The sequence below is a fragment of the Streptomyces sp. DSM 40868 genome (assembly GCF_011820545.1).
GTDB lineage: Bacteria > Actinomycetota > Actinomycetes > Streptomycetales > Streptomycetaceae > Streptomyces > Streptomyces eurythermus.
In genome coordinates this window covers 5,820,097-5,841,976 of sequence record NZ_CP050504.1, presented here as the reverse complement: position 1 = coordinate 5,841,976, position 21,880 = coordinate 5,820,097, and the positions used below count along the sequence as shown (strand labels likewise).

Annotated in this window: 24 protein-coding genes; 16 read left to right on the top strand and 8 right to left on the bottom strand. The window is 71.4% G+C overall.

Going from position 1 to position 21,880, the window contains the following annotated elements; genetic code table 11:
- Positions 1-72 precede the first annotated feature (72 nt).
- A complete protein-coding gene (locus HB370_RS26720; RefSeq protein WP_030794689.1) occupies positions 73-702 on the top strand; it encodes a CGNR zinc finger domain-containing protein in 630 nt (209 codons plus the stop codon).
- Here the strand turns inward: HB370_RS26720 and sodX are convergent.
- Positions 606-1,040 carry a nickel-type superoxide dismutase maturation protease gene (gene sodX, locus HB370_RS26715; RefSeq protein WP_037703420.1) on the bottom strand — a complete coding sequence of 145 codons (435 nt, stop codon included), beginning with the start codon at positions 1,038-1,040 and terminating at the stop codon, positions 606-608. The two genes, HB370_RS26720 and sodX, sit on opposite strands and share 97 nt — an antisense overlap.
- Before the next feature lie 145 nt (positions 1,041-1,185).
- Between sodX and sodN the strand changes: the two genes are divergently transcribed.
- The 3 genes from sodN to HB370_RS26700 all read left to right on the top strand — a co-directional run bounded on the left by sodN (position 1,186) and on the right by HB370_RS26700 (position 2,558).
- Positions 1,186-1,581: a superoxide dismutase, Ni gene (gene sodN / locus HB370_RS26710; RefSeq protein ID WP_030794683.1), complete on the top strand. Its 396-nt coding sequence runs from the start codon at positions 1,186-1,188 to the stop codon at positions 1,579-1,581.
- A gap of 124 nt (positions 1,582-1,705) precedes the next feature.
- Complete coding sequence (locus tag HB370_RS26705) at positions 1,706-2,107, top strand: helix-turn-helix transcriptional regulator (RefSeq protein ID WP_030794680.1); 402 nt, start codon at positions 1,706-1,708, stop codon at positions 2,105-2,107.
- A 34-nt stretch (positions 2,108-2,141) separates the two neighbouring features.
- Positions 2,142-2,558: a VOC family protein gene (locus HB370_RS26700; RefSeq protein ID WP_030794678.1), complete on the top strand. Its 417-nt coding sequence runs from the start codon at positions 2,142-2,144 to the stop codon at positions 2,556-2,558.
- A gap of 26 nt (positions 2,559-2,584) precedes the next feature.
- Here the strand turns inward: HB370_RS26700 and HB370_RS26695 are convergent, their stop codons facing one another.
- From HB370_RS26695 to HB370_RS26685, 3 genes are all read right to left on the bottom strand, one after another.
- Positions 2,585-2,917: a DUF952 domain-containing protein gene (locus HB370_RS26695; RefSeq protein ID WP_030794675.1), complete on the bottom strand. Its 333-nt coding sequence runs from the start codon at positions 2,915-2,917 to the stop codon at positions 2,585-2,587.
- A 547-nt stretch (positions 2,918-3,464) separates the two neighbouring features.
- On the bottom strand, positions 3,465-4,607 hold the full coding sequence (locus HB370_RS26690; protein WP_030794672.1) for a family 2 encapsulin nanocompartment cargo protein polyprenyl transferase: 1,143 nt from the start codon (positions 4,605-4,607) through the stop codon (positions 3,465-3,467).
- Between the two features lie 112 nt (positions 4,608-4,719).
- Complete coding sequence (locus HB370_RS26685) at positions 4,720-6,126, bottom strand: family 2B encapsulin nanocompartment shell protein (protein ID WP_030794669.1); 1,407 nt, start codon at positions 6,124-6,126, stop codon at positions 4,720-4,722.
- A gap of 294 nt (positions 6,127-6,420) precedes the next feature.
- Here HB370_RS26685 and HB370_RS26675 point away from each other — a divergent pair, with 294 nt between their 5' ends.
- Both HB370_RS26675 and HB370_RS26670 read left to right on the top strand, forming a co-directional pair.
- The gene (locus HB370_RS26675) at positions 6,421-7,014 is read left to right on the top strand and encodes an N-acetylmuramoyl-L-alanine amidase (RefSeq protein ID WP_030794667.1); all 594 of its coding nucleotides are present in this window, start codon (positions 6,421-6,423) and stop codon (positions 7,012-7,014) included.
- A gap of 118 nt (positions 7,015-7,132) precedes the next feature.
- Positions 7,133-8,053 carry a pyridoxal-phosphate dependent enzyme gene (locus HB370_RS26670; RefSeq protein ID WP_030794664.1) on the top strand — a complete coding sequence of 307 codons (921 nt, stop codon included), beginning with the start codon at positions 7,133-7,135 and terminating at the stop codon, positions 8,051-8,053.
- Here the strand turns inward: HB370_RS26670 and HB370_RS26665 are convergent.
- Entirely contained in the window at positions 8,050-9,633 is a 1,584-nt protein-coding gene (locus HB370_RS26665) for a Na+/H+ antiporter (protein ID WP_030794660.1), read from the bottom strand. The two genes, HB370_RS26670 and HB370_RS26665, sit on opposite strands and share 4 nt — an antisense overlap.
- A 61-nt stretch (positions 9,634-9,694) precedes the next feature.
- Here HB370_RS26665 and HB370_RS26660 point away from each other — a divergent pair, with 61 nt between their 5' ends.
- From HB370_RS26660 to HB370_RS26650, 3 genes are all read left to right on the top strand, one after another.
- Positions 9,695-9,955, top strand: coding sequence for a UBP-type zinc finger domain-containing protein (locus HB370_RS26660; protein WP_030794657.1), 261 nt, complete (start codon positions 9,695-9,697; stop codon positions 9,953-9,955).
- 312 nt (positions 9,956-10,267) lie between these two features.
- Complete coding sequence (locus HB370_RS26655; protein WP_030609825.1) at positions 10,268-10,684, top strand: anti-sigma regulatory factor; 417 nt, start codon at positions 10,268-10,270, stop codon at positions 10,682-10,684.
- Positions 10,685-10,701: 17 nt separating this feature from the next.
- A complete protein-coding gene (locus HB370_RS26650) occupies positions 10,702-11,814 on the top strand; it encodes an RNA polymerase sigma factor SigF (RefSeq protein ID WP_208974446.1) in 1,113 nt (370 codons plus the stop codon).
- Positions 11,815-11,965: 151 nt separating this feature from the next.
- Here the strand turns inward: HB370_RS26650 and HB370_RS26645 are convergent, their stop codons facing one another.
- A complete protein-coding gene (locus HB370_RS26645) occupies positions 11,966-12,418 on the bottom strand; it encodes a hypothetical protein (RefSeq protein WP_030794651.1) in 453 nt (150 codons plus the stop codon).
- A 145-nt stretch (positions 12,419-12,563) separates the two neighbouring features.
- Between HB370_RS26645 and HB370_RS26640 the strand changes: the two genes are divergently transcribed.
- Positions 12,564-13,532 carry a diacylglycerol kinase family protein gene (locus HB370_RS26640; protein ID WP_030609816.1) on the top strand — a complete coding sequence of 323 codons (969 nt, stop codon included), beginning with the start codon at positions 12,564-12,566 and terminating at the stop codon, positions 13,530-13,532.
- A gap of 321 nt (positions 13,533-13,853) precedes the next feature.
- Complete coding sequence (locus tag HB370_RS26635; RefSeq protein ID WP_003992873.1) at positions 13,854-14,111, top strand: WhiB family transcriptional regulator; 258 nt, start codon at positions 13,854-13,856, stop codon at positions 14,109-14,111.
- 287 nt (positions 14,112-14,398) lie between these two features.
- Here the strand turns inward: HB370_RS26635 and HB370_RS26630 are convergent, their stop codons facing one another.
- Positions 14,399-15,874: a PAS domain-containing sensor histidine kinase gene (locus tag HB370_RS26630; RefSeq protein WP_078637856.1), complete on the bottom strand. Its 1,476-nt coding sequence runs from the start codon at positions 15,872-15,874 to the stop codon at positions 14,399-14,401.
- A 323-nt stretch (positions 15,875-16,197) separates the two neighbouring features.
- The gene (locus HB370_RS26625) at positions 16,198-16,830 is read right to left on the bottom strand and encodes a TetR/AcrR family transcriptional regulator (RefSeq protein WP_030794645.1); all 633 of its coding nucleotides are present in this window, start codon (positions 16,828-16,830) and stop codon (positions 16,198-16,200) included.
- Positions 16,831-16,923: 93 nt separating this feature from the next.
- Here HB370_RS26625 and HB370_RS26620 point away from each other — a divergent pair, with 93 nt between their 5' ends.
- The 5 genes from HB370_RS26620 to HB370_RS26600 all read left to right on the top strand — a co-directional run bounded on the left by HB370_RS26620 (position 16,924) and on the right by HB370_RS26600 (position 21,763).
- Complete coding sequence (locus HB370_RS26620; RefSeq protein WP_030794642.1) at positions 16,924-17,676, top strand: SDR family oxidoreductase; 753 nt, start codon at positions 16,924-16,926, stop codon at positions 17,674-17,676.
- Positions 17,677-17,786: 110 nt separating this feature from the next.
- A complete protein-coding gene (nagB, locus tag HB370_RS26615) occupies positions 17,787-18,572 on the top strand; it encodes a glucosamine-6-phosphate deaminase (RefSeq protein WP_030794640.1) in 786 nt (261 codons plus the stop codon).
- A 404-nt stretch (positions 18,573-18,976) separates the two neighbouring features.
- On the top strand, positions 18,977-19,738 hold the full coding sequence (locus HB370_RS26610; RefSeq protein ID WP_030794638.1) for a GntR family transcriptional regulator: 762 nt from the start codon (positions 18,977-18,979) through the stop codon (positions 19,736-19,738).
- Positions 19,739-19,874: 136 nt separating this feature from the next.
- Positions 19,875-20,138 carry a DUF3311 domain-containing protein gene (locus tag HB370_RS26605; protein ID WP_030794636.1) on the top strand — a complete coding sequence of 88 codons (264 nt, stop codon included), beginning with the start codon at positions 19,875-19,877 and terminating at the stop codon, positions 20,136-20,138.
- On the top strand, positions 20,135-21,763 hold the full coding sequence (locus HB370_RS26600; RefSeq protein ID WP_030794633.1) for a sodium:solute symporter family protein: 1,629 nt from the start codon (positions 20,135-20,137) through the stop codon (positions 21,761-21,763). The genes HB370_RS26605 and HB370_RS26600 overlap by 4 nt, the downstream gene beginning before the upstream one ends.
- Positions 21,764-21,880: the final 117 nt, after the last annotated feature.

Genomic DNA, 21,880 nt, shown 5'->3' with positions numbered 1-21,880 from the left:
ATACCCTGGAAGCACGACCGGCTCTTACCCGACCGCAGATCCGACCATAAGACGCCCGCGTAAGGACTACAAGTGGAACTGGCCTATTACTCGGATTACGCCGTCCGTCTCGTCAACAGCGAGGAGCCGGCCCGGGGCAAGGACACCCTGACCACGGTCGAGGCCGTCCGCGACCTCTTCGGCGTCAACGCGTCGGCCGCCCGCCGCGCCACGGAAGCCGACGTGACCCGCTTCCGCTCGGTCCGGGCGCGGCTGCGCGCGGTCTTCGAGGCCGCCGACCAGGGCGACGAGACCCTGGCCGTGGACCTGCTGAACTCACTGCTGCTGGAGTTCCCGGTCAGCCCGCAGATCTCCGGGCACGACTACCGGGACGACGACGGCCGGCCGCTGTGGCACATGCACCTGGCCGACCACCCCTCCAACGCCACCGCCGGCTACGCGGCGATCGCGGCGATGGGCCTCGCCTTCCACCTCACCGAGTACGGCGTCGACCGCCTCGGCCTGTGCCAGGCGCCCCCGTGCCGCAACGCCTACCTGGACACCTCCACCAACCGCTCCCGCCGCTACTGCTCGGACCGCTGCGCCACCCGCGCCAACGTGGCCGCCTACCGGGCCCGCAAACGCCTGGAGGCCGACCGGTCGGGCAGCAACGGCCGCACCGCCGAGAGCGCCCAGCGCACCAGCGCGAGTGGCGACCGCTGACCGGCCCCGGCCGGCCGGAACCGCAACAGCGCCTTGCCCAGGATCAGTTCCTCGGGCACCACCCCGTAGTCCGTGCTGTCCCCGCCCGCGTACGGGTTGTCCCCGAGCACCCACCAGCCGCCGTCGCGCCGCTCCACCGCCCGCTTGACCACCAGCAGGTCCTGCTGGAAGGGATGGCGCAGGACCACCACGTCACCGGGCCGCACCACACCCCCGTACCGCACCAGCAGCTGGTCCCCGTGGTGCAGCGTGGGCACCATGGACGGGCCGGTCACCTCCGCCAGCCCGAAGGGCGCCGCCCCCCTTCCCCGCTCGGTCTCCTGCGACAGTTCCGGCATCCCCGGCACCTCCCCGGTCCGTTCCTCCACCAGTCTCAGTCTCACCCTGGACTTTTGTCCTAAGCCCTAGGGGGCAGCCGAGAAATCGCGTTCCTCAGGGAGTAATGTCGCACCTGAGAAGACGATCACGAGGAAGGAATGCTCCATGCTTTCCCGCCTGTTTGCCCCCAAGGTCAAGGTCAGCGCCCACTGCGACCTGCCCTGCGGCGTGTACGACCCGGCCCAGGCCCGCATCGAGGCGGAGTCGGTGAAGGCCGTCCAGGAGAAGATGGCCGGCAATGACGACCCCCACTTCCAGGCTCGCGCCACCGTCATCAAGGAGCAGCGCGCGGAGCTCGCGAAGCACCACGTCTCCGTCCTGTGGAGCGACTACTTCAAGGCGCCGCACTTCGAGAAGTACCCGGAGCTGCACCAGCTGGTCAACGACACCCTGAAGGCCCTCTCGGCCGCCAAGGCGTCCACCGACCCGGCGACGGGCCAGAAGGCTCTGGACTACATCGAGCAGATCGCCAAGATCTTCTGGGAGACCAAGCAGGCCTGACCGCCTGAGCACCTCCTGACCGCACCCGGCCCGCGGACCCGTGCCCACCACGGCGCACCCGCGGACCGGGTGCGGTTCCTTTTCACCGGGGTGGATCCCGGCGCGGCTGTGGCAGGCTGGACGGGTGACCGCCCTGGAGGATCTGCGACGGCTGCGGCGCGTGCGTGACCGCATGGACCGGGAGTACGCCGAACCGCTCGAGATGACCGAGCTGGCCCGCGACGCCCTGATGTCCCCGGGCCACTTCCAGCGCAGCTTCCGCAAGGCGTTCGGCGAGACCCCGTACGGCTACCTCATGACCCGCCGGATCGAGCGGGCCAAGGCCCTGCTGCGCCGGGGCGACCTCACCGTGACCGAGGTGTGCCTCGCCGTCGGCTGCACCTCTCTCGGTTCCTTCAGTTCCCGCTTCACCGAGCTGGTCGGCGAGACGCCGAGCGCCTACCGCGCCCGCGACCACCGGGAGAGCGCCGCGATCCCGCCGTGCGTGGCCCGCGGGCTGACCCGGCCGCGCCGCCGCCCGTACTGAGGCGCGGGGTGCCGAGTGGATCTAGGGTGAGCCCATGGACGTGAGACTCGCGCAGTGTTTCCTCGCGGTGGACGACCATGACAAGGCCATCGCCTTCTACCGCGATGTGCTGGGCATGGAGATCCGCAACGACGTGGGCTTCGAGGGGATGCGCTGGGTGACCGTGGGCTCCCCGCTCCAGCCGGACGTGGAGATCGTGCTGGAGCCGCCGGACGCGAGCCCGGACGCCTCGCCCGCCGACAAGCAGGCCCTCAACGAACTCCTCGCCAAGGGCCTGTTGCGCGGGGTCATCTTCACCACGCCCGACTGCGACGCCCTGTACGAGCGGGTGCGGGAGTCCGGCGCCGATGTCCTCCAGGAGCCGATGGACCAGCCGTACGGGGTCCGGGACTGCGCCTTCCGGGACCCGGCGGGCAATCAGCTCCGTTTCATCGAACGCCCGGCCACCTGAGGGCCGGCCGGTGGGTGCGGCCCGGTTCAGCCCCAGGGCTCCACGTCGACCACGGCCTCGGCCGGCAGGGGCCCGTACAGGTGCGGGAACTCCTCCCCGCCCGGCTCGGCGGACTCGTAGCGCACCGGCGCACCGACCCGGGCCGGGTCCACGACCAGGACGACCAGCTCGTCCGGGCCGTCGTAGCCGCCGTAGAGGAATGCGGCGACGCGCGGGAGCTGCTCGCGGCTGGAGAAGTGGATGAAGCCCTCCTCCTGGAGGGTGCGGCCCCGGGTGGACAGCTCGTAGGCACCGCGCTCACGCGCCGCCTCCCACAGGGAGCGTTCGGTGATGTGCAGGATGTACGACGGTTTCGGCATCCGCCCACGCTACGGCGTCCACCGGCCGTCGGCCGACCCGATCACGGGGTCCCCGGCCGCTCCGGCGCTGGGCCGCCGTCGTTCCGCACACCGACGGACCGACCCGGAGCACGGGAGCGGGGACGACCAGGGTCGGGTTCGGATACGGGCTCGGTGGACCGGCCCGGCGCGGTGGGACGGCCGGGGCCTGCGGTGGTCGGCCGGTCGCCTTCCGGGCCGCCGGAGGCGGTGTACGCCGCGCAGTCGGGGTTGCGGCACGGGCCGCGGCCCCACACCGGCACCCAGGCGCCCAGCGTCTTGTGCCGCTTGACGACCGTTTCCACGGGCTGTCCGCAGACGGGACAGACGGATTCCTCGCCGCCCATGCCCTCAGCGTAGGCGCCCTCAACGCATCCCGCCGCCCGGGCCGGGGGCGGAAAGCGGCGGCCCCGCACACTGTGGGGGTGTGCGGGGCGCCTGACCGGAGCCTCCGTCGGCCGTGCGGGGTCAGGAGCCACACGGACCCGGAGCCTCCGGGTTCTCCCAGGCCGCCGGCCGCCGGCGGCGCTCAGCTGCTGCGCCGGGTGACGAACTCGGCGAGCGCCAGCAGACCGCCCGCCGCCTCCGGGTCGGGGACCGCGCGGGCCAGTTCCTGCATGGCCCGGGCCATCCGGTCGGCCGCCTCGGCCTGCGCCCAGTCCCGGCCGCCGGCCCGCTCCACCGCCAGTGCCGTACGCGCGATCTCCCCGGCCTCCGCCTCCTCGGCGAGGTACGGCTTCCCGTACAGCGCGGCCAGTTCGGACGCCCCCGGCGTTCCGGAGGTGAGCGCCGCCACCACCGGCAGGGACTTCTTGCGGGCGGCGAGATCCGCGCCGACCGGCTTGCCGGTGTGCCGCGGGTCTCCCCATATCCCGATCACGTCGTCGATCAGCTGGAAGGCGAGTCCGGCCTGGCGGCCGAAGCCGTCCAGGGCGGCCACCTCCTCCGCACCGGCTCCCGCGTACAGCGCGCCGAGCGCGCACGCGCAGCCCAGCAGCGCGCCGGTCTTGGCCTCGGCCATGGCGAGCACCTCGTCCAGCGTCACCGCGTCCGGAGCGCGCTGCTCCAGGTCGGTGTCCGCGTGCTGCCCCTCGCACAGCTCCACCACGCAGGCCGCGAGCCGGGCCGCGGCCGGGACGGAGGCGGGGTGCGGGTCCTCGGCGAGCAGCCGCAGCGCCAGCGCCTGGAGGGCGTCCCCGGCGAGGATCGCGTCGGTGTCCCCGAACACGGTCCACGCGGTCGGCCGGTGCCGGCGGGTGGTGTCCCGGTCCATCACGTCGTCGTGCAGCAACGTGAAGTTGTGGACCAGTTCGACCGCCGCCGCGGCCCGGACCGCGGCCGCCCGGGCCGCCGGGCCGCCGAGCGCCGCGGCCGCCGCCAGCACCAGCGCCGGCCGGATCGCCTTGCCGGGGTTGCCCGACGCCGGTGTGCCGTCGGCGTGCTGCCAGCCGAAGTGGTAGAGCCCGATCCGGCGCATGGCGCCGGGCAGCGACTCCACGGCCGCGCGCAGCTCCGGGTAGACCAGGGTCCGGGTCCGCTCCAGCTGCGCCAGGGCCTCCTGCCCGTCGAGCGGACCGGTGGCGGTCCCGGTGGTCTCCCGGGGCTCCCCCGCGGTGCCGGAATGCGGCACCGCGGGGGAACGCTCGTCGGTCTCCGTCATGTACTCGGCCATGCCTCCCCCTCGCCAGGTCCGCGCGAGCCGGTGCCACCGGACCGCCCGGACGCGTTCCCCGAGGGCCTACCCCTCCCGGTGGCCGGGAACACGGCCACTACGTGCGGAAACGTCACCCCCACCGGCCGATCTCGACGTTCTCCAGGACACCGAGCGCGTCGGGCACCAGCACGGCGGCCGAGTAGTAGGCCGTCACCAGGTATTTGATGATGGCCTGCTCGTTGATGCCCATGAACCGCACGGACAGGCTCGGCTCGATCTCGTCCGGGATGCCGGACTGCCGCAGACCGATGACGCCCTGCTCGGCCTCGCCGGTACGCATGGCGATGATGGAGGTCGTACGGGCCTCGCTGACCGGGATCTTGTTGCAGGGGTAGATCGGCACCCCGCGCCAGGTGGGGATGCGGTTGCCGCCGATGTCGATGGTCTCCGGGACCAGGCCCCGCTTGTTCAGCTCGCGGCCGAACGCGGCGATCGCGCGCGGATGAGCCAGGAAGAGCTTGGTGCCCCGGCGGCGGCTGAGCAGCTCGTCCATGTCGTCCGGGCTGGGCGCGCCGTCGTGCGGCTGGATCCGCTGGTCGTACTCGCAGTTGCTGAGCAGGCCGAACTCCGGGTTGTTGACCAGCTCGTGCTCCTGACGCTCCTTCAACGCCTCGACCGTGAGCCGCAACTGCTGCTCGGTCTGGTTCATCGGCTGGTTGTAGAGGTCGGCCACGCGCGTGTGGATGCGCAGGACGGTCTGGGCGATGCTCAGTTCGTACTCGCGGGGCCGCGGCTCGTAGTCCACGAAGGTGTGCGGGATGTCGGGCTCGCCGGAGTGGCCGGCCGCCAGCTCGACCTCCTTCTCGCCGTACTTGTTGGTCCGCTGCCGGGGGATCGAGCGCAGCCGTTCCAGGTGGTCGCGCAGCGAGTCGGAGCGCTCGGCGACCTGCTGGAAGTCCTGACGGCTGAGCACGAGCAGCGTGGTCGCGGTGTGCGCGCGGACGGTGTACTCCCAGATCGCCTCCGGGTCGAGCAGCGCCTGGTCGCCGAAGTAGGCGCCGTCGGCCAGGACCTGGAGGACGGCGTCGTCGCCGTAGGGACCCGTGCCGATCTTCTCCACCCGGCCGTGGGCGAGCAGGTACACCTCGTCGGTCCGGTGGCCGAAGTCGGCGATCACCTCGCCGGGCGCGACTTCGCGCTGGCGGCAGCGCCGGGCCAGTTCCGCCAGCACCTCCTCGTCCGCGTACGACCGCAGGGCCGGCAGTTCGCCCAGTTCGTTCGGGATGACCTCCACCTGGTCACCGGTCTTCACAAAGGTGATACGGCCGTCGCCGACGGCGTAGGTCAGCCGTCGGTTCACCCGGTAGGTGCCGCCCTGGACGTCGACCCAGGGAAGCGTGCGCAGCAGCCAGCGGGAGCTGATCTCCTGCATCTGCGGAACGGACTTGGTGGTGGTGGCCAAATTCCGCGCCGCCGCCGTCCCGAGGGACTGCTGCGGCCTGTTCTGATCGGTACGGACCTCTTCACCTACCGACATAAAGAAACGCCCTCCCATGTATGCCCGGTGCCGCAGTGCACCGGGCACCGGTCTCACGTCCGAGCCTCCCAGCACGGGGTGTGCCCGCGCCATTACCCGAAAGAGCGGGAATGGATCATCGGATTAGTGGGCAGAGGCAGGGACTTTGTCCAGGCCGGCACGGCATCGTCCGCTGTCCGGATCGGCTCGCACGCCGTACGAACGATGTGTTCCGGGACGTCCGGTTTCGGTAGAAGCAGGCAGGACGTCCGGCCGGTTCCGTGGCCGGACGGGCACGGCACGAAGGAGTCGGGCATGGCCCCACCCATGTCGGCGAGCGAATTCCTGGACGCGCTCCGGGCCGAGGGCGTCACGGTCGTCGAGGTCGGCGACTGGCAGGACCACAACCGCAATCACAAGGGCCCCTGGGGGCCCGTCCACGGCGTGATGATCCACCACACGGTGACCCGGGGCAGCGAGCGGACGGTGGACCTGTGCCGCGACGGCCACCCGGACCTGCCCGGCCCGCTGTGCCACGGCGTGATCACCAAGGACGGCAGGGTCCACCTGGTCGGCTACGGCCGCGCCAACCACGCGGGGCTCGGCGACGACGAGGTGCTGCGGGCGGTGATCGCCGAGAAGGGGCTGCCGCCGGACAACGAGGCGAACACCGACGGCAACCGGCACTTCTACGGCTTCGAGTGCGAGAACCTCGGCGACGGGGAGGACCCGTGGCCGGACGAGCAGCTGGAGGCGATGGTCCGGGCCGCCGCGGCCCTGTGCCGCCGGCACGGCTGGACGGAGCGGTCGGTCATCGGCCACCTGGAGTGGCAGCCGGGGAAGGTGGATCCGCGGGGTGTCTCGATGCGCTCCCTGAGGGAGCGGGTGCGGGAACGGCTGAAGGAGTAGCGCCGCGGCACGCCGCGCTGCCGCCGGTCACGCGGCTCCGGAGCCCCGGGCCGGTCGCGGTCTCCCCGCCCGGCCGGCGGCCCCGCCCGGACACCCCGCCCCGGGTGACAATGGAGCCGTGACCAGCACCGGACCGCTCGCCCCGCGCCTGCCCTCGCCCCTCCAGGAGGCGCGGGACCCCCGGTTCGAACGCCACGGGCTGCGGCTGCTGCTCAAGCGCGACGACCTCATCCACCCCCACCTCGTCGGCAACAAGTGGCGCAAGCTGGTGCCGAACATCGCGGCGGCCGGCGGCCGGCCCCTGGTCACCTTCGGCGGGGCCTACTCCAACCACCTGCGGGCCACCGCCGCCGCGGGCCGGCTGCTGGGCCTGCCCACCACGGGCGTGGTACGCGGCCAGGAGCTGGCCGGCCGCCCGCTCAACCCGTCCCTGGCCCGGTGCGCGGCCGACGGCATGCGGCTGCACTTCGTCGACCGAGCGACGTACCGCCGCAAGGCCGAGCCGGAGACCCTGGCCGGGATCCTCTGCGCGGCCGGCGCCGAGGGCGCGTACGTCGTCCCGGAGGGCGGCAGCAACGCCGAGGCGGTGCGGGGCTGCCGGGCACTGGGCGCGGAACTGCGCGGCCACGCCGAGGTCGTCGCGGTCGCCTGCGGCACCGGTGGCACCCTCGCCGGACTGGCCGCCGGGCTCGGGACGGACGGGCGGGCGCTCGGCATACCGGTCCTGAAGGGCGGCTTCCTGGAGGCCGACATACAGGCCCTGCAGGAACGTGCCTTCGGCGCCCGTACCGGCGTCTGGTCCCTGGACGACCGCTTCCACTTCGGCGGGTACGCGCGGACGAACCCCGAACTGGAGGCGTTCGCACGCGACTTCGAGGAGCGGCACGGACTGCCGGTGGAACGTCTCTATGTCGCCAAGTTGCTCTACGGACTTGTCACCCTCGCGGAGGAGGGCGCCTTCACGCGCGGGAGCACGATCGCCGCCGTCGTCACCGGGCGGCCGTTCCCGGAGCCCCCCGCGGCCGTCCCGGAACGCTAACCGGCCTCCCTGAAGGCCGCCGCCTCCTCCAGGTCCAGGCGCCTGAGCAGGGCGCGCAGCATCTCGTCGTCGATGTAGCGGTGGTCGCGGAGCCTGACGAAGACCTCGCGTTCGGCGCTGATCATCTCCCGGGACAGCCGGCGGTAGGTGTCGTCCACGGACTCGCCGGTGACCGGGTTGACCTGGCCGAGCCGCTCCCAGACGGCGTTGCGGCGGCGCTCCAGAACAGTGTGCAGCCGGTCGACGAGCGGCGGCGGCAGGGCGTTGCGCTCGTCGGAGAGCAGGTCGTCCAGCCGGGCCTCGGCGGCCCGCGAGGCCTGCGCCTGGGCGTTGGCCTCGGCGAGGGTCTCGGCCTGCCGGTCGCGGCCGGGGAAGCGCAGCAGCCGGATCAGCGGCGGCAGCGTCACGCCCTGCACGACGAGCGTGCCGATGACGGTGGTGAAGGTCAGGAAGAGGATCAGGTTGCGCGGGCCGTCGGCCATGGTCGACGGGATGGCGAAGGCGATGGCCAGGGAGACGACCCCGCGCATGCCGGCCCACGAGGTGACCATCGCGCCCCGCCAGGTGGGGTTCTCCTCGCGCGCGCGGATGCGCTTCGACAGCAGCCGGGGCAGGAAGGTGGCCGGGTAGACCCAGACGAACCGGGCCACCACGACGACCAGGAAGACGGCGACCGCGTACCAGACCGCGGAGACGCCCTCGTACTCGCCGAGCCGCTGGAGGACGATCGGCAGTTGCAGGCCGATCAGGGCGAACACCGCGGACTCCAGCACGAAGGCGACCATCTTCCACACCGCTTCCTCCTGGAGGCGGGTGGCGAAGTCGACCTCCCACGCGCGGTGGCCGAGGTAGAGGGCGACGACCACGACGGCGAGCACCCCGGAGGCGTGCGCCTGCTCGGCGACCCCGTAGGCGACGAACGGGATCAGCAGCGAGAGCGTGTTCTGCAGCAGCGGCTCGTTCAGGTGGGTGCGCAGCCAGTGCAGGGGTGCCATGAGGATCAGACCGACCCCGACCCCGCCGATCGCGGCGAGCGCGAACTCGCCGATGCCGCCGGCCCAGGTGGCGCCCTCGCCGACGGCGGCGCCGAGCGCCACCTTGTAGGCGGTGATCGCGGTGGCGTCGTTCAGCAGGGACTCGCCCTGGAGGATGGTGGTGATCCGGGAGGGCAGGCCGACCCGGCGCGCGACCGCCGTGGCGGCCACCGCGTCCGGCGGGGCCACCACCGCGCCCAGCACCAGCGCGGCGGGCAGCGGCAGCCCGGGGACGATCACGTAGGCGGCCCAGCCGACGACGACGGTCGCGAAGAGGACGTACCCGACCGACAGCAGCGCCACCGGCCGCAGTTGCGCGCGCAGGTCCAGGTAGGAGCTGTCGCTCGCCGAGGTGTACAGCAGCGGGGGCAGCAGCAGCGGCAGGACCACGTGCGGGTCGAGGGTGTACGAGGGCACGCCGGGGATGTAGGAGACCGCCAGGCCCACGGCGACCAGCAGCAGCGGGGCCGGCGCGGGAGTGCGCCGGGCCGCCGCGGCCACCGCCGCACTGCCCGCCACCAGCAACAGCAGGGGCATCACGTCCAAGGTCCTCGCCCACCCTCTTGATCCGCGCGGTCGTCCGCACACCCGTCGTAATCTGGCAATCATGAAACAGTGCACGCACTCCGAAGCGCTGCCGCACCCGGAACCGGCGCCGCTCGCCGCGACCTGCCCGGAGTGCCTGCGGGACGGTACGCACCCGGTGCAGCTCCGGCTCTGCCTCACCTGCGGTCACGTCGGCTGCTGCGACTCCTCGCCGGGACGGCACGCGACGGAGCACTACGCGCGGACGGGGCACCCGGTGATGCGGACCTTCGAGCCCGGCGAGGACTGGCGGTGGTGCTTCGTCGACCATGTGCTCGTCTGACCCGCGTTCGTGCGAGCGGGACCTCTCGTCCGACCACGTTCTCGTGTGACACTGCTTGTGGCGGCTTCCGCACGACGGTTCGAGCGTCTGACGTCTGGGTACGTCAATCCGGCGCGCGCTCTTCCCATTTGGGCCCGCCCACCCCCTAGACACGGAGCGTATCCGGAGCTTTACTGTGAGTGACGCCAGGGGGTTGGGGTCCCGGGGACAGGAACGTTCGGAGCGCGATAGCGTCACCGCTTGAACCATGTACGCGTTACCCCGGGGGGCGACCCTCGGCCCCGTAAAGCTTGTACCACCATGGAGGTGAGGGTGTCCCAGATCGCAGGCGAGCCCGCGGCGAACCAGGACTTCGTGGAAGTCCGGCTGCCGGCTGCGGGTGCCTACCTGTCGGTGCTGCGGACGGCCACGGCCGGTCTGGCGGCTCGCTTGGACTTCACCCTGGACGAAATCGAGGATCTGCGCATCGCCGTGGACGAGGCCTGCGCGATCCTGCTCCAGCAGGCCGTGCCCGGCTCGGTGCTCAGCTGTGTCTTCCGGCTTGTCGACGACTCGCTGGAAGTGACGGTGTCCGCGCCGACGACGGACGGCCACGCCCCCTCGCGGGACACCTTCGCCTGGACCGTGCTGTCGGCCCTCGCGGGCAAGGTCTCGTCCGCCGTGGACGAGGACAAGACGGTCTCGATCAGCCTCTACAAACAGCGTGGTGTCGGCCCTGGGCCGGCCTGAGGAACGGGGACGGGCCGGTGCGGGACGAAGAGCGCGGCACACGGGAGCTGCCGACCGGGGACGGGGGTGCCCCCTGGTCGGGTGACGCCGAGACCTCCGGGGCGGACCCCCGGGACGGTTCCCGGCGCATGGCGGACGGCATCGACGGCATCCCCGAGCAGGCCAGGCCGCACCCGGAAGACGGCTCCGCGCGGGCCGACGGCGACGGTGCCGGACAGGGCACACCGCCGACGGCAGGCGACGGCGCCGCACCCGCCGTCCGCGCGGGGGCCAGGGCTCGGGGAAGGGCTACGGGCGGGACGATGAGCGAGCACGAGCGATACGCCGAGGACGAGGCGCCGGAGACGGAGACCCCGCAGGCCGTACAGCACGACGTCCAGGACCGCAGCGGGGCGCGGGCCATGTTCGTCGAGCTGCGCTCGCTGCCCCAGGGCAGCCCGCAGTACGCGGAACTACGCAACCAGCTCGTCCGCATGCACCTGCCGCTCGTCGAGCACCTGGCGCGCCGGTTCCGCAACCGCGGCGAGCCGCTGGACGACCTCACCCAGGTCGCCACGATCGGGCTGATCAAGTCCGTCGACCGGTTCGACCCCGAGCGCGGGGTGGAGTTCTCCACGTACGCCACGCCGACCGTCGTCGGCGAGATCAAGCGGCACTTCCGCGACAAGGGCTGGGCGGTCCGGGTCCCGCGCCGGCTCCAGGAACTGCGGCTCTCGCTGACCACCGCGACGGCCGAGCTGTCCCAGCTGCACGGCCGGTCGCCGACGGTCCACGAGCTGGCCGAGAAGCTGGCCATCTCGGAGGAGGAGGTCCTGGAGGGCCTGGAGTCGGCGAACGCGTACTCCACGCTGTCCCTGGACGTCCCCGACACGGACGACGAGTCGCCGGCGGTCGCCGACACCCTGGGCGCCGAGGACGAGGCGCTGGAAGGGGTGGAGTACCGCGAGTCCCTCAAGCCGCTGCTGGAGGACCTGCCGCCGCGCGAGAAGCGGATCCTGCTGCTGCGCTTCTTCGGGAACATGACCCAGTCGCAGATCGCCCAGGAGGTCGGCATCTCCCAGATGCACGTCTCCCGGCTGCTGGCCCGCACCCTGGCCCAGCTGCGGGAGAAGCTCCTCGTGGAGGAGTGACGCGCGCCTGCCCGGCGCCGTGAGCCCGGGCCGGTCCGCCGGGTGAGCCACGCGGCCGCCTGGTCCGGCTCGGTGGGTGCGGGATGCCGGTGCGGCCGGTCCGGTGAGCCGTAGCCCACCCGCCGGCCCCGTACGTCCTGCCCGCCGGGCCCTACTCGGCCCGGCCGGGCCCCTTGATGCCGAGGGCCCGGGTCGTCTCGCCGTTGACGAGGAGGACGAGGGCGGCGATGGCGATCGCGGCGAGGGCGACACCGGCCGGGACGGCCATGCTGTCGGCCTGGAGCAGGCTGTAGGCCACCGGGAGCGCCATGAGCTGGGTGATCACCGCGGGACCCCGGCTCCAGGAGCGGCGCAGCAGCAGCCCGCGCGCGGCGAGCAGCGGCAGCAGCGCGAGCACGATCAGCGTGATGCCGAGGGTCACGGCCTGCTGCCGGTCGTCCGGTTCACCGGTGACCCCGCGGACGAGCACCCACAGGCCGCCGGCCGCCAGCGCGGCGCCCTCCAGCGCGGCCAGCACCGCCGCGTACGTCAGCCGGCGCGGGCGGGGTCCCTCGGTCGCGGCTGTCTCGGCGGTCTCGGGGGCGGGGTTCTGCTGACTGCTCACCCCTGAAGGGTAGCCGTCGCGCCCCGATGACGGCCGGGCACCCGGGGACGCGCCCGGCGGAGCGTGTTCAGGCTCACGCCCCGCCTCTTACCGGATCCCTACCTCGGGCTGGGCCCGATACCCCCCAGTAGGTACGCTGCCATGCATGCGTGCACTTCTCGTGGTCAATCCGGCGGCTACCACCACAAGCGCACGCAGACGTGATGTGCTCATCCACGCGCTGGCGAGCGAGATGAAGCTGGAGGCGGTCACCACCGAGTACCGCGGCCACGCCCGCGACCTCGGCCGGCAGGCGGCGGAGAGCGACGACATCGACCTGGTGGTGGCGCTCGGCGGCGACGGCACGGTCAACGAGGTCGTCAACGGCCTGCTGCACGCCGGCCCGGACCCGGAGCACCTGCCCGGCCTGGCCGTCGTCCCGGGCGGTTCCACGAACGTCTTCGCCCGGGCGCTGGGCCTGCCCAACGATCCCGTCGAAGCCACCGGAGCGCTGCTGGACGCGCTGCGCGACGGCACCGAGCGGATCGTCGGCCTGGGGCTGACGTCGGGCCCGCCGGGCACCGAGGACGAGGCGGTGCCGGCCCGCTGGTTCACCTTCAACGCCGGGCTGGGCTTCGACGCGGGCGTGGTGGGCCGGGTCGAGCAGCAGCGCGAGCGCGGGAAGAAGTCGACCCACGCGCTCTACGTCCGGCAGGTGGTCCGGCAGTTCCTGGGCGAGCCGAACCGCCGCAACGGCACGATCACCCTGGAGCGTCCCGGCGCGGACCCCGTGGAGGATCTCGTCGTCGCCATAGTCTCGAACACGTCCCCGTGGACGTACCTCGGCAATCGCCCCATGTACACGTCGCCCAAGGCGTCGTTCGACACCGGCATCGACGTGCTGGGTCTCAGCCGTCTCTCGACGGCCGCGGTTGCCCGGTATGGCACCCAGTTGCTCACTTCGTCCCCCGAGCGCGGACCGCACGGCAAGCACGCAGTCTCCCTGCATGATCTGGATCAGTTCACCTTGCATTCGAAGGTGCCGCTGCCCCTCCAGATGGACGGTGACCATCTCGGGCTGCGTACGAGCGTGACGTTCACAGGCGTACGCCGTGCACTGCGTGTGATTGTGTGAGCGGAACGGGCAAAAGTCCTTTCACTCGAACGTTTAGGCCAGGATCCACCCCATGGAAGTACGGCTGTGACCTAGTCGACACCGAGGAATCAAAAAAAACTTCCCGGAAGGGGTTGTATCCGTCGCCGAGGTTTGCGAGTCTCTACGTGGCGATCGGGACGGCCCGCAACACCGGCCTCCACTGATCACCGGAACCCCTCTTCAAACCAAGGACCACGCCGGGTGTGAACTCGGCAGTCGGCCCTTCACTTGTTGAGGGATTCGTGAAAGCGTTCACATTCACAAGCAACCTGCACGTAATACCAAGGAGAGGTAGCAGCCATGGACTGGCGTCACAACGCCGTTTGCCGCGAGGAAGACCCCGAGCTCTTCTTCCCCATCGGCAACACCGGTCCTGCGCTGCTGCAGATCGAGGAAGCCAAGGCCGTCTGCCGTCGCTGCCCGGTGATCGAGCAGTGTCTGCAGTGGGCGCTCGAGTCCGGTCAGGACTCCGGCGTCTGGGGTGGTCTCAGCGAGGACGAGCGCCGCGCCATGAAGCGCCGCGCCGCCCGCAACCGGGCCCGTCAGGCCTCCGCCTGACATACCCACCCCTGCTGACAGCCTGAGCTTGGCGGCGCGCACAGCACGTACGCATCTCCCGCCCCCGAGCCGCAGCGCGCAGTTCCCCCGGAGCGCTTAGCGATAAAGCAGAGCAGCAACGAGCATCAGCCTCGGACCAATGGCGGTCCGGGGCTTTTTGCTGTGCGCCGGCGCATCGCCGGCAGCGTCTTGGCGGCGCCTTCTGCGATGAACACCTTGAAGGACGAGGGAGTTGCCGCCCCAGCCCCACAAGGCTCCGCCGCGAGGAAGGCGCCTGCTTCCGGGGCCTACTTCTGGGCCCGCACCGGGATGTCGAGGATCACCCGGGTCCCGCGCCCGGACGCCGGCACCATGTCGAAGGTTCCGCCCAGCTCGCCCTCCACCAGCGTCCGTACGATCTGCAGACCGAGGTTGCCCGAGCGGTGCGGGTCGAAGCCCTCGGGCAGACCGACGCCGTCGTCCTGGACGGTGACCAGCAGCCGGGCCTCCTTGGTGGTGCCGCCGCGCACCGCGGAGACCTCGACCGTGCCGGTGTCGCCCTCGCGGAAGCCGTGTTCCAGGGCGTTCTGCAGGATCTCGGTGAGGACCATGGACAGCGGGGTGGCCACCTCGGCGTCGAGTATGCCGAACCGTCCGGTGCGCCGGCCGGTGACCTTGCCCGGCGAGATCTCGGCGACCATGGCCAGCACCCGGTCGGCGATGTCGTCGAACTCGACCCGCTCGTCCAGGTTCTGCGACAGGGTCTCGTGCACGATCGCGATGGAGCCGACCCGGCGGACCGCCTCCTCCAGTGCCTCCCGGCCGCGCTCGGACTCGATGCGCCGGGCCTGGAGCCGGAGCAGGGCCGCGACCGTCTGGAGGTTGTTCTTCACCCGGTGGTGGATCTCCCGGATGGTGGCGTCCTTGGTGATCAACTCGCGCTCGCGCCGACGCAGTTCGGTCACGTCCCGGAGCAGCACCAGCGAACCGATGCGGGTGCCCTTGGGCTTGAGCGGGATCGCCCGGAACTGGATCACACCGTCGTGCGCCTCGATCTCGAACTCGCGCGGCGCCCACCCGCTGGCCACCTTGGCCAGCGCCTCGTCCACCGGTCCCCGGGTGGGGGCGAGTTCGGCGGTGGTCTGCCCGAGGTGGTGACCGACCAGGTCGGCGGCGAGGCCGAGCCGGTGGTAGGCGGACAGGGCGTTCGGGGAGGCGTACTGGACGATGCCGTCCGCGTCCAGCCGGATCAGACCGTCGCCGACGCGCGGGGAGGCGTCCATGTCGACCTGCTGGCCGGGGAACGGGAAGGAACCGGCGGCGATCATCTGCGCGAGGTCGGAGGCGCTCTGGAGGTAGGTCAGCTCCAGGCGGCTCGGGGTGCGCACGGTGAGCAGATTGGTGTTCCGGGCGATCACACCGAGGACGCGGCCCTCACGCCGTACCGGGATGGACTCGACCCGTACGGGGACCTCTTCACGCCACTCCGGGTCGCCCTCGCGCACGATCCGGCCCTCGTCCAGCGCCGCGTCCAGCATCGGCCGCCGGCCGCGCGGGACCAGGTGGCCGACCATGTCGTCCTGGTACGAGGTCGGGCCGGTGTTGGGCCGCATCTGGGCGACCGACACGTACCGGGTGCCGTCCCGGGTGGGCACCCAGAGCACCAGGTCGGCGAAGGAGAGGTCGGAGAGCAGCTGCCACTCCGAGACCAGCAGGTGGAGCCACTCGAGGTCGGAGTCGTCCAGGGCGGTGTGCTGGCGTACGAGTTCGTTCATGGAGGGCACGTGTGCGAGCGTACCCGGGGCCTGAAGGTGGCCGGAAAAACACCCGCGGGCCGCGGCGCCTGGAAGGGACCCTCAACCCTCCCGGCACCGCAGCCCGGAGCATCAACGGCCGTGGGGTGTGCGGTCCCGGTCGGCCGAAGGTCGAGGAGCCGGGCAGTCAGGGCAGAGAGCACCGGATCCTCGGTCCGCCTTCCTGTGCGGGGAAGACGGAGGCTGTTGTTGTTCGATTCTGGACTAGACCACGTCGGCGTGTCCATGGTGCGGAAGCGTCGGCGCCGTGACAGGCGCCGGCCCGCGATGCCACGCAGCCTAGCCCGCCCGGGTCAGTCATGGGGCCAGATGGCCATGGCAATTTCCGCGAGTGCTTCCAGTTCCTCCCGGCGTGCGCCGTCGCGGGCCTGCTGGGACATGCCCTGGATCACGGCGCCGGTGTGCCGGGCGAGGGCCGCGGCGTCAGTGCCGGCGGGCAGCAGACCGGCCTCGATGTCCGCCCGGATCCGGGACTCGATGGCGGCGATGTTGGCGTTGCGCCGGTCCCGCAGCAACGCCTCGACCTCGGGGTTGGTGCAGTTGATGGCGGCGTGGATGATCATGCAGCCCTGCGGATGGGACCGGTCGGTGTACTCGGCGGCGGCCTCGCGGAGCATGCGGGCGATGCCCTCGCGGGCCGTGGGTTCCTCTTCCAGGGCGCGCGCGCCGAAGGCGCCGTGGGTGCCGCTGTAGACGCGGACGACCTCGTCGAAGAGGGACCGCTTGTCACCGAAGGCCGCGTACAGGCTGGGGGCGCCGATGCCCATGACGCGGGTGAGGTCGGAGACCGAGGTGGCCTCGTACCCGTGCTGCCAGAAGGCCAGCAGGGCCTTCTCCAGTGCCGTGGCGCGGTCGAAGGAGCGCGGCCTGCCCCGCGTCCGGCCCGCGCCGCCGCTCTTCGCCTGTGTGTCCTGCCCGGTGGCCATGCGGACCATTTTATAGCGACCCCTAGAAAATTGTCGGCGGGGTGGTGTACGGTTTTTTTGTAGCGACCGTTAGACAAATGCGGGAGGGCGGCCATGGGCGCGCTGACAGGCAAGACGGCACTGGTGACGGGTGCGAGCCGGGGCATCGGGCGGGGCATCGCCGAGCGGCTGGGGCGCGACGGCGCCCGCGTGGCGGTGCACTACGGCACCAACGAGGAGGCGGCCGGGGAGACGGTGGCCGCGATCGAGTCGGCGGGCGGCTCCGCGTTCGCGATCGGGGTGGAACTGGGCACGCCCGGGGACGCCGAGCGGGTGTGGGCGGAGTTCGACCGTCATGCCGACGGGGTGGACATCCTGGTGAACAACGCGGGCATCGGCTCCTCGCGCCCCTTCGGGGAGATCGAGGAGAAGGAGTACGACCGCCTGTTCGCGGTGAACGCGAAGGCGCCGTTCTTCCTGACCCGGCTCGGCGCGGACCGGCTGCGCGACGGCGGGCGGGTGGTGAACATATCGTCCGGCCTGGCGCGGAGCGCCCTGATGCCCGACCTCCTGGCCTACTCCATGACCAAGGCGGCGCTGGACGTCCTCACCCGGGACCTGTCCAAACTGCTGGGCCCCCGCGGGATCACGGTCAACTCGGTGGCACCCGGCATCATCGACACCGACAACACCGCGGAGTTGCTGCACGGCACGGAGGACGGCCAGGCCCGGGCCGCCGCGTTCTCGGCACTGGGACGGGTGGGAACGCCGGCCGATGTCGCCGATGTCGTGGCCTTCCTGGCCTCGGACGACGGCCGCTGGGTGACCGGTCACTGGCTGGACGCGACGGGGGGTTCCCTCACCTGAGAATTTCCCGGCCCTTCCCCGCTTCTTCCCGCGCTCTCGAACGTGGGCTCTGTTAGATTGGTCTAAACCACATAGACGCACAGAGCCCACTTCAGAACGGCAGGCCCAGCGTGGAAGTTGTCATCGTTCCGGACGCCGCGGCGGGCGGCAAGCTCATCGCCGAGGCCGTGGCCCAGCTGCTGCGACGCAAGCCCGACGCCCTGCTCGGCGTGGCCACCGGCTCCACCCCGCTGCCCATCTACCAGGCACTGACCGCCAAGGTGCGCTCCGGCGCCGTGGACGCCTCCCGGGCGCGGATCGCGCAGCTCGACGAGTATGTGGGGCTGCCCGCGGACCACCCCGAGTCCTACCGCTCGGTGCTGCGCCGTGAGGTGCTGGAGCCGCTGGGCATAGGGATGGACGCGTTCATGGGTCCGGACGGCACGGCGCAGGACGTCCAGGCGGCGTGCGAGGCGTACGACCGGGCGCTCGCCGAGGCCGGCGGGGTGGACCTCCAGCTGCTCGGCATCGGGACCGACGGACACATCGGGTTCAACGAGCCGTGCTCCTCGCTCGCCTCGCGCACCCGGATCAAGACGCTGACCGAGCAGACCCGGATCGACAACGCCCGCTTCTTCGACGGCGACATCGAGCAGGTCCCGCACCACGTCATCACCCAGGGCATCGGGACCATCCTCGAGGCCCGGCACCTGGTGCTGCTGGCGACGGGCGAGGGCAAGGCGGACGCGGTCGCCGCGACGGTCGAGGGCCCGGTGGCCGCGGTCTGCCCCGCCTCCGCGCTCCAGCTCCACCGCCACGCCACGGTGGTGGTCGACGAGGCCGCCGCGTCCAAGCTGAAGCTGGCCGACTACTTCCGCCACACCTACGCCAACAAGCCGGAGTGGCAGGGCCTTTAGGGAAGCCCGCCGACGGCACCGCCGGCAGGCTTGGACACCGGCAGGCCGCAGCAGGCCGCGGCACCGGCAGGCTGCCGACGGCTCGTCGTACAAGGGGGCGCCGCACAGGCGACTCGCCGCGCAGGCGGGGCGCCACACAGACGGGGCGCCCGAGGGGCCGGTGGGGGCGGCCACCCGGGCCGACGGGGCTCGCGTCGCCTCCCCCACGCCCGGCCCCGGCCCTCGGCCCCGTGTCCTCCCCGCTCACCCGCCCGATGGACTAGACCAACAGCGGGTGCGGCGGTATACAGAGGGGATCACGGAGCGTGCGGGTGGAGTGCTGGCAGAGCAACCCGTGCCACGATGTGAGCCGTGGCCGATGGGATGTCGGTCGCTTTCGGCATTCGGAGCCGGGAAGGCAGAGCATGAGCACCGACGTCAGCAGTGCGGAGAACGAGGCAGGCACCACCCGTACCGCGCGCGTGCCCAAGTACTACCGCTTGAAGAAGCACCTGCTCGACATGACGGAGACGCAGGCGCCGGGTACGCCGGTCCCGCCCGAGCGCACGCTGGCCGCCGAGTTCGACACGTCCCGCACCACGGTGCGCCAGGCCCTGCAGGAACTGGTCGTGGAGGGCCGGCTCGAACGCATCCAGGGCAAGGGCACCTTCGTGGCCAAGCCCAAGGTCTCCCAGGCGCTCCAGCTCACCTCCTACACCGAGGACATGCGGGCCCAGGGCCTGGAGCCGACCTCGCAGCTGCTGGACATCGGGTACATCACGGCCGACGACCGGCTCGCCGAGCTGCTCGACATCACCGCCGGCGGCCGGGTGCTGCGCATCGAGCGACTGCGCATGGCCAACGGCGAGCCGATGGCGATCGAGACCACCCATCTGTCGGCCAAGCGCTTCCCCGCCCTGCGGCGCTCCCTGGTGAAGTACACCTCGCTGTACACCGCGCTCGCCGAGGTCTACGACGTCCACCTCGCCGAGGCCGAGGAGACCATCGAGACCTCCCTGGCCACACCCCGCGAGGCCGGTCTGCTCGGCACCGACGTGGGTCTGCCGATGCTGTTGCTCTCCCGCCATTCGCTGGACCGCGAGGGCAAGCCGGTGGAGTGGGTGCGCTCGGTCTACCGCGGGGACCGCTACAAGTTCGTCGCCCGGCTGAAGCGCCCGGTGGAGTAACGGCCGGATAACGGCTGGACGCGTTCGCCGAATCGCTATACCGATATGCGGACGAGGGCTTCCGCTGTCATGACACAGTCACCTAGATTGCCTGCTCAATCAGCACAGGTGATCAGCGAGGGGACGGAGCCGTGGCATGTCCGAAACGCCTGAAGTGAGACCGCCGGTGGTGACACCGGTCAGGGTGGTCATCGCCTTGTGTCTCATAGCGCCCTTCGTGGCGATGCTGTGGGTCGGCTCGTACGCCAAGGTGGACCCCACGCTCATCGGAATCCCGTTCTTCTACTGGTACCAGATGCTCTGGGTGCTGATCTCCGCCGCTCTCACCATGCTGGCGTACAAGCTCTGGCAGCGTGACCAGCGCGCCCGCAAGGCAGCGAGCGGGGGTGCGGCGCGGTGAAGGACGGCGTCAACGGCGTCGCGCTCGGCGTCTTCATCTTCTTCTTCCTGGCCGTCACGGTCCTGGGCTTCCTGGCCGCGCGCTGGCGCAAGGCCGAGAACGAGCACTCCCTGGACGAATGGGGCCTGGGCGGGCGGTCCTTCGGGACCTGGATCACATGGTTCCTGCTCGGCGGTGACCTGTACACGGCGTACACCTTCGTCGCGGTACCGGCGGCGGTCTACGCGGCGGGCGCGTCCGGTTTCTTCGCGGTGCCGTACACGATCCTGATGTACCCGCTGATCTTCACCTTCCTGCCCCGCCTGTGGTCGGTCTCGCACCGCCACGGGTACGTCACCACCTCCGACTTCGTGCGCGGCCGGTTCGGTTCCAAGGGCCTGTCGCTGGCGGTGGCGGTGACCGGCATCCTGGCGACGATGCCGTACATCGCGCTCCAGCTGGTCGGCATCCAGGCGGTGCTGGACGTGATGGGCGTCGGCGGCGGCGAGGACACCAACTGGTTCGTCAAGGACCTTCCGCTGCTCATCGCCTTCGGTGTGCTGGCGGCCTACACCTACTCCTCCGGCCTGCGCGCCCCCGCGCTGATCGCGTTCGTCAAGGACACGCTGATCTACATCGTCATCGCGGTGGCGATCATCTACATCCCGATCAAGCTGGGCGGCTTCGACGACGTCTTCGCCAAGGCGGGCGAGGCGCTCGGCCAGGCCAACCCGGCCACCGGCAAGCCGCGCGGGGCGGTCACGCCACCGGAGGCGGGCCAGTGGACGTACGCCACGCTGGCGCTCGGCTCGGCGCTCGCGCTGTTCATGTATCCGCACTCGATCACCGCGACCCTGTCGTCCCGCAGCCGTGAGGTGATCCGCCGCAACACCACGATCCTGCCGCTGTACTCGCTGATGCTGGGTCTGCTGGCGCTGCTGGGCTTCATGGCGATCGCGGCCGGGGTGAAGGTGTCCAACGGCCAGCTGGCCATCCCGCAGCTGTTCGAGGACATGTTCCCGGACTGGTTCACGGGTGTGGCGTTCGCGGCGATCGGCATCGGCGCCCTGGTCCCGGCGGCGATCATGTCCATCGCGGCGGCCAACCTCTTCACCCGCAACATCTACAAGGACTTCATCAAGCCGGACGCGACGCCCGCGCAGGAGACCAAGGTCTCCAAGCTGGTCTCCCTGCTGGTGAAGGTCGGCGCCCTGGTCTTCGTCCTCACCATGGACAAGACCGTCGCCATCAACTTCCAGCTGCTGGGCGGCATCTGGATCATGCAGACCTTCCCGTCCCTGGTCGGCGGCCTGTTCACCCGCTGGTTCCACCGCTGGGCGCTGCTGGCCGGCTGGGCGGTCGGCATGATCTACGGCACGGCCGCCGCGTACGGGGTGGCCTCGCCGACGCAGAAGCACTTCGGCGGCTCCTCGAAGGAGATCCCCGGCATCGGCGAGATCGGTTACATCGGCCTGACGGCGTTCGTGCTGAACGTGCTGGTCACCGTGGTCCTGACGGTCGTCCTGAAGGCCGTGAAGGCCCCCGAGGGCATCGACGAGACCAAGCCGGACGACTACACGGCGGACTCCGGCGACCCCGATGTCCAGGTGGAGCTTCCGCCGGCCACCGCGGGCAGCGCGCACTGACCCACGCGACATCCGCAGCGGGCCGCCGACAGCAGACGCGTCGGCGGCCCGCTGCCGTTGCCGGTCCGGGCGGGTGACGAGCGGTCCGCCGCGGCGGGGCGCCCCGCGGAAAACCCA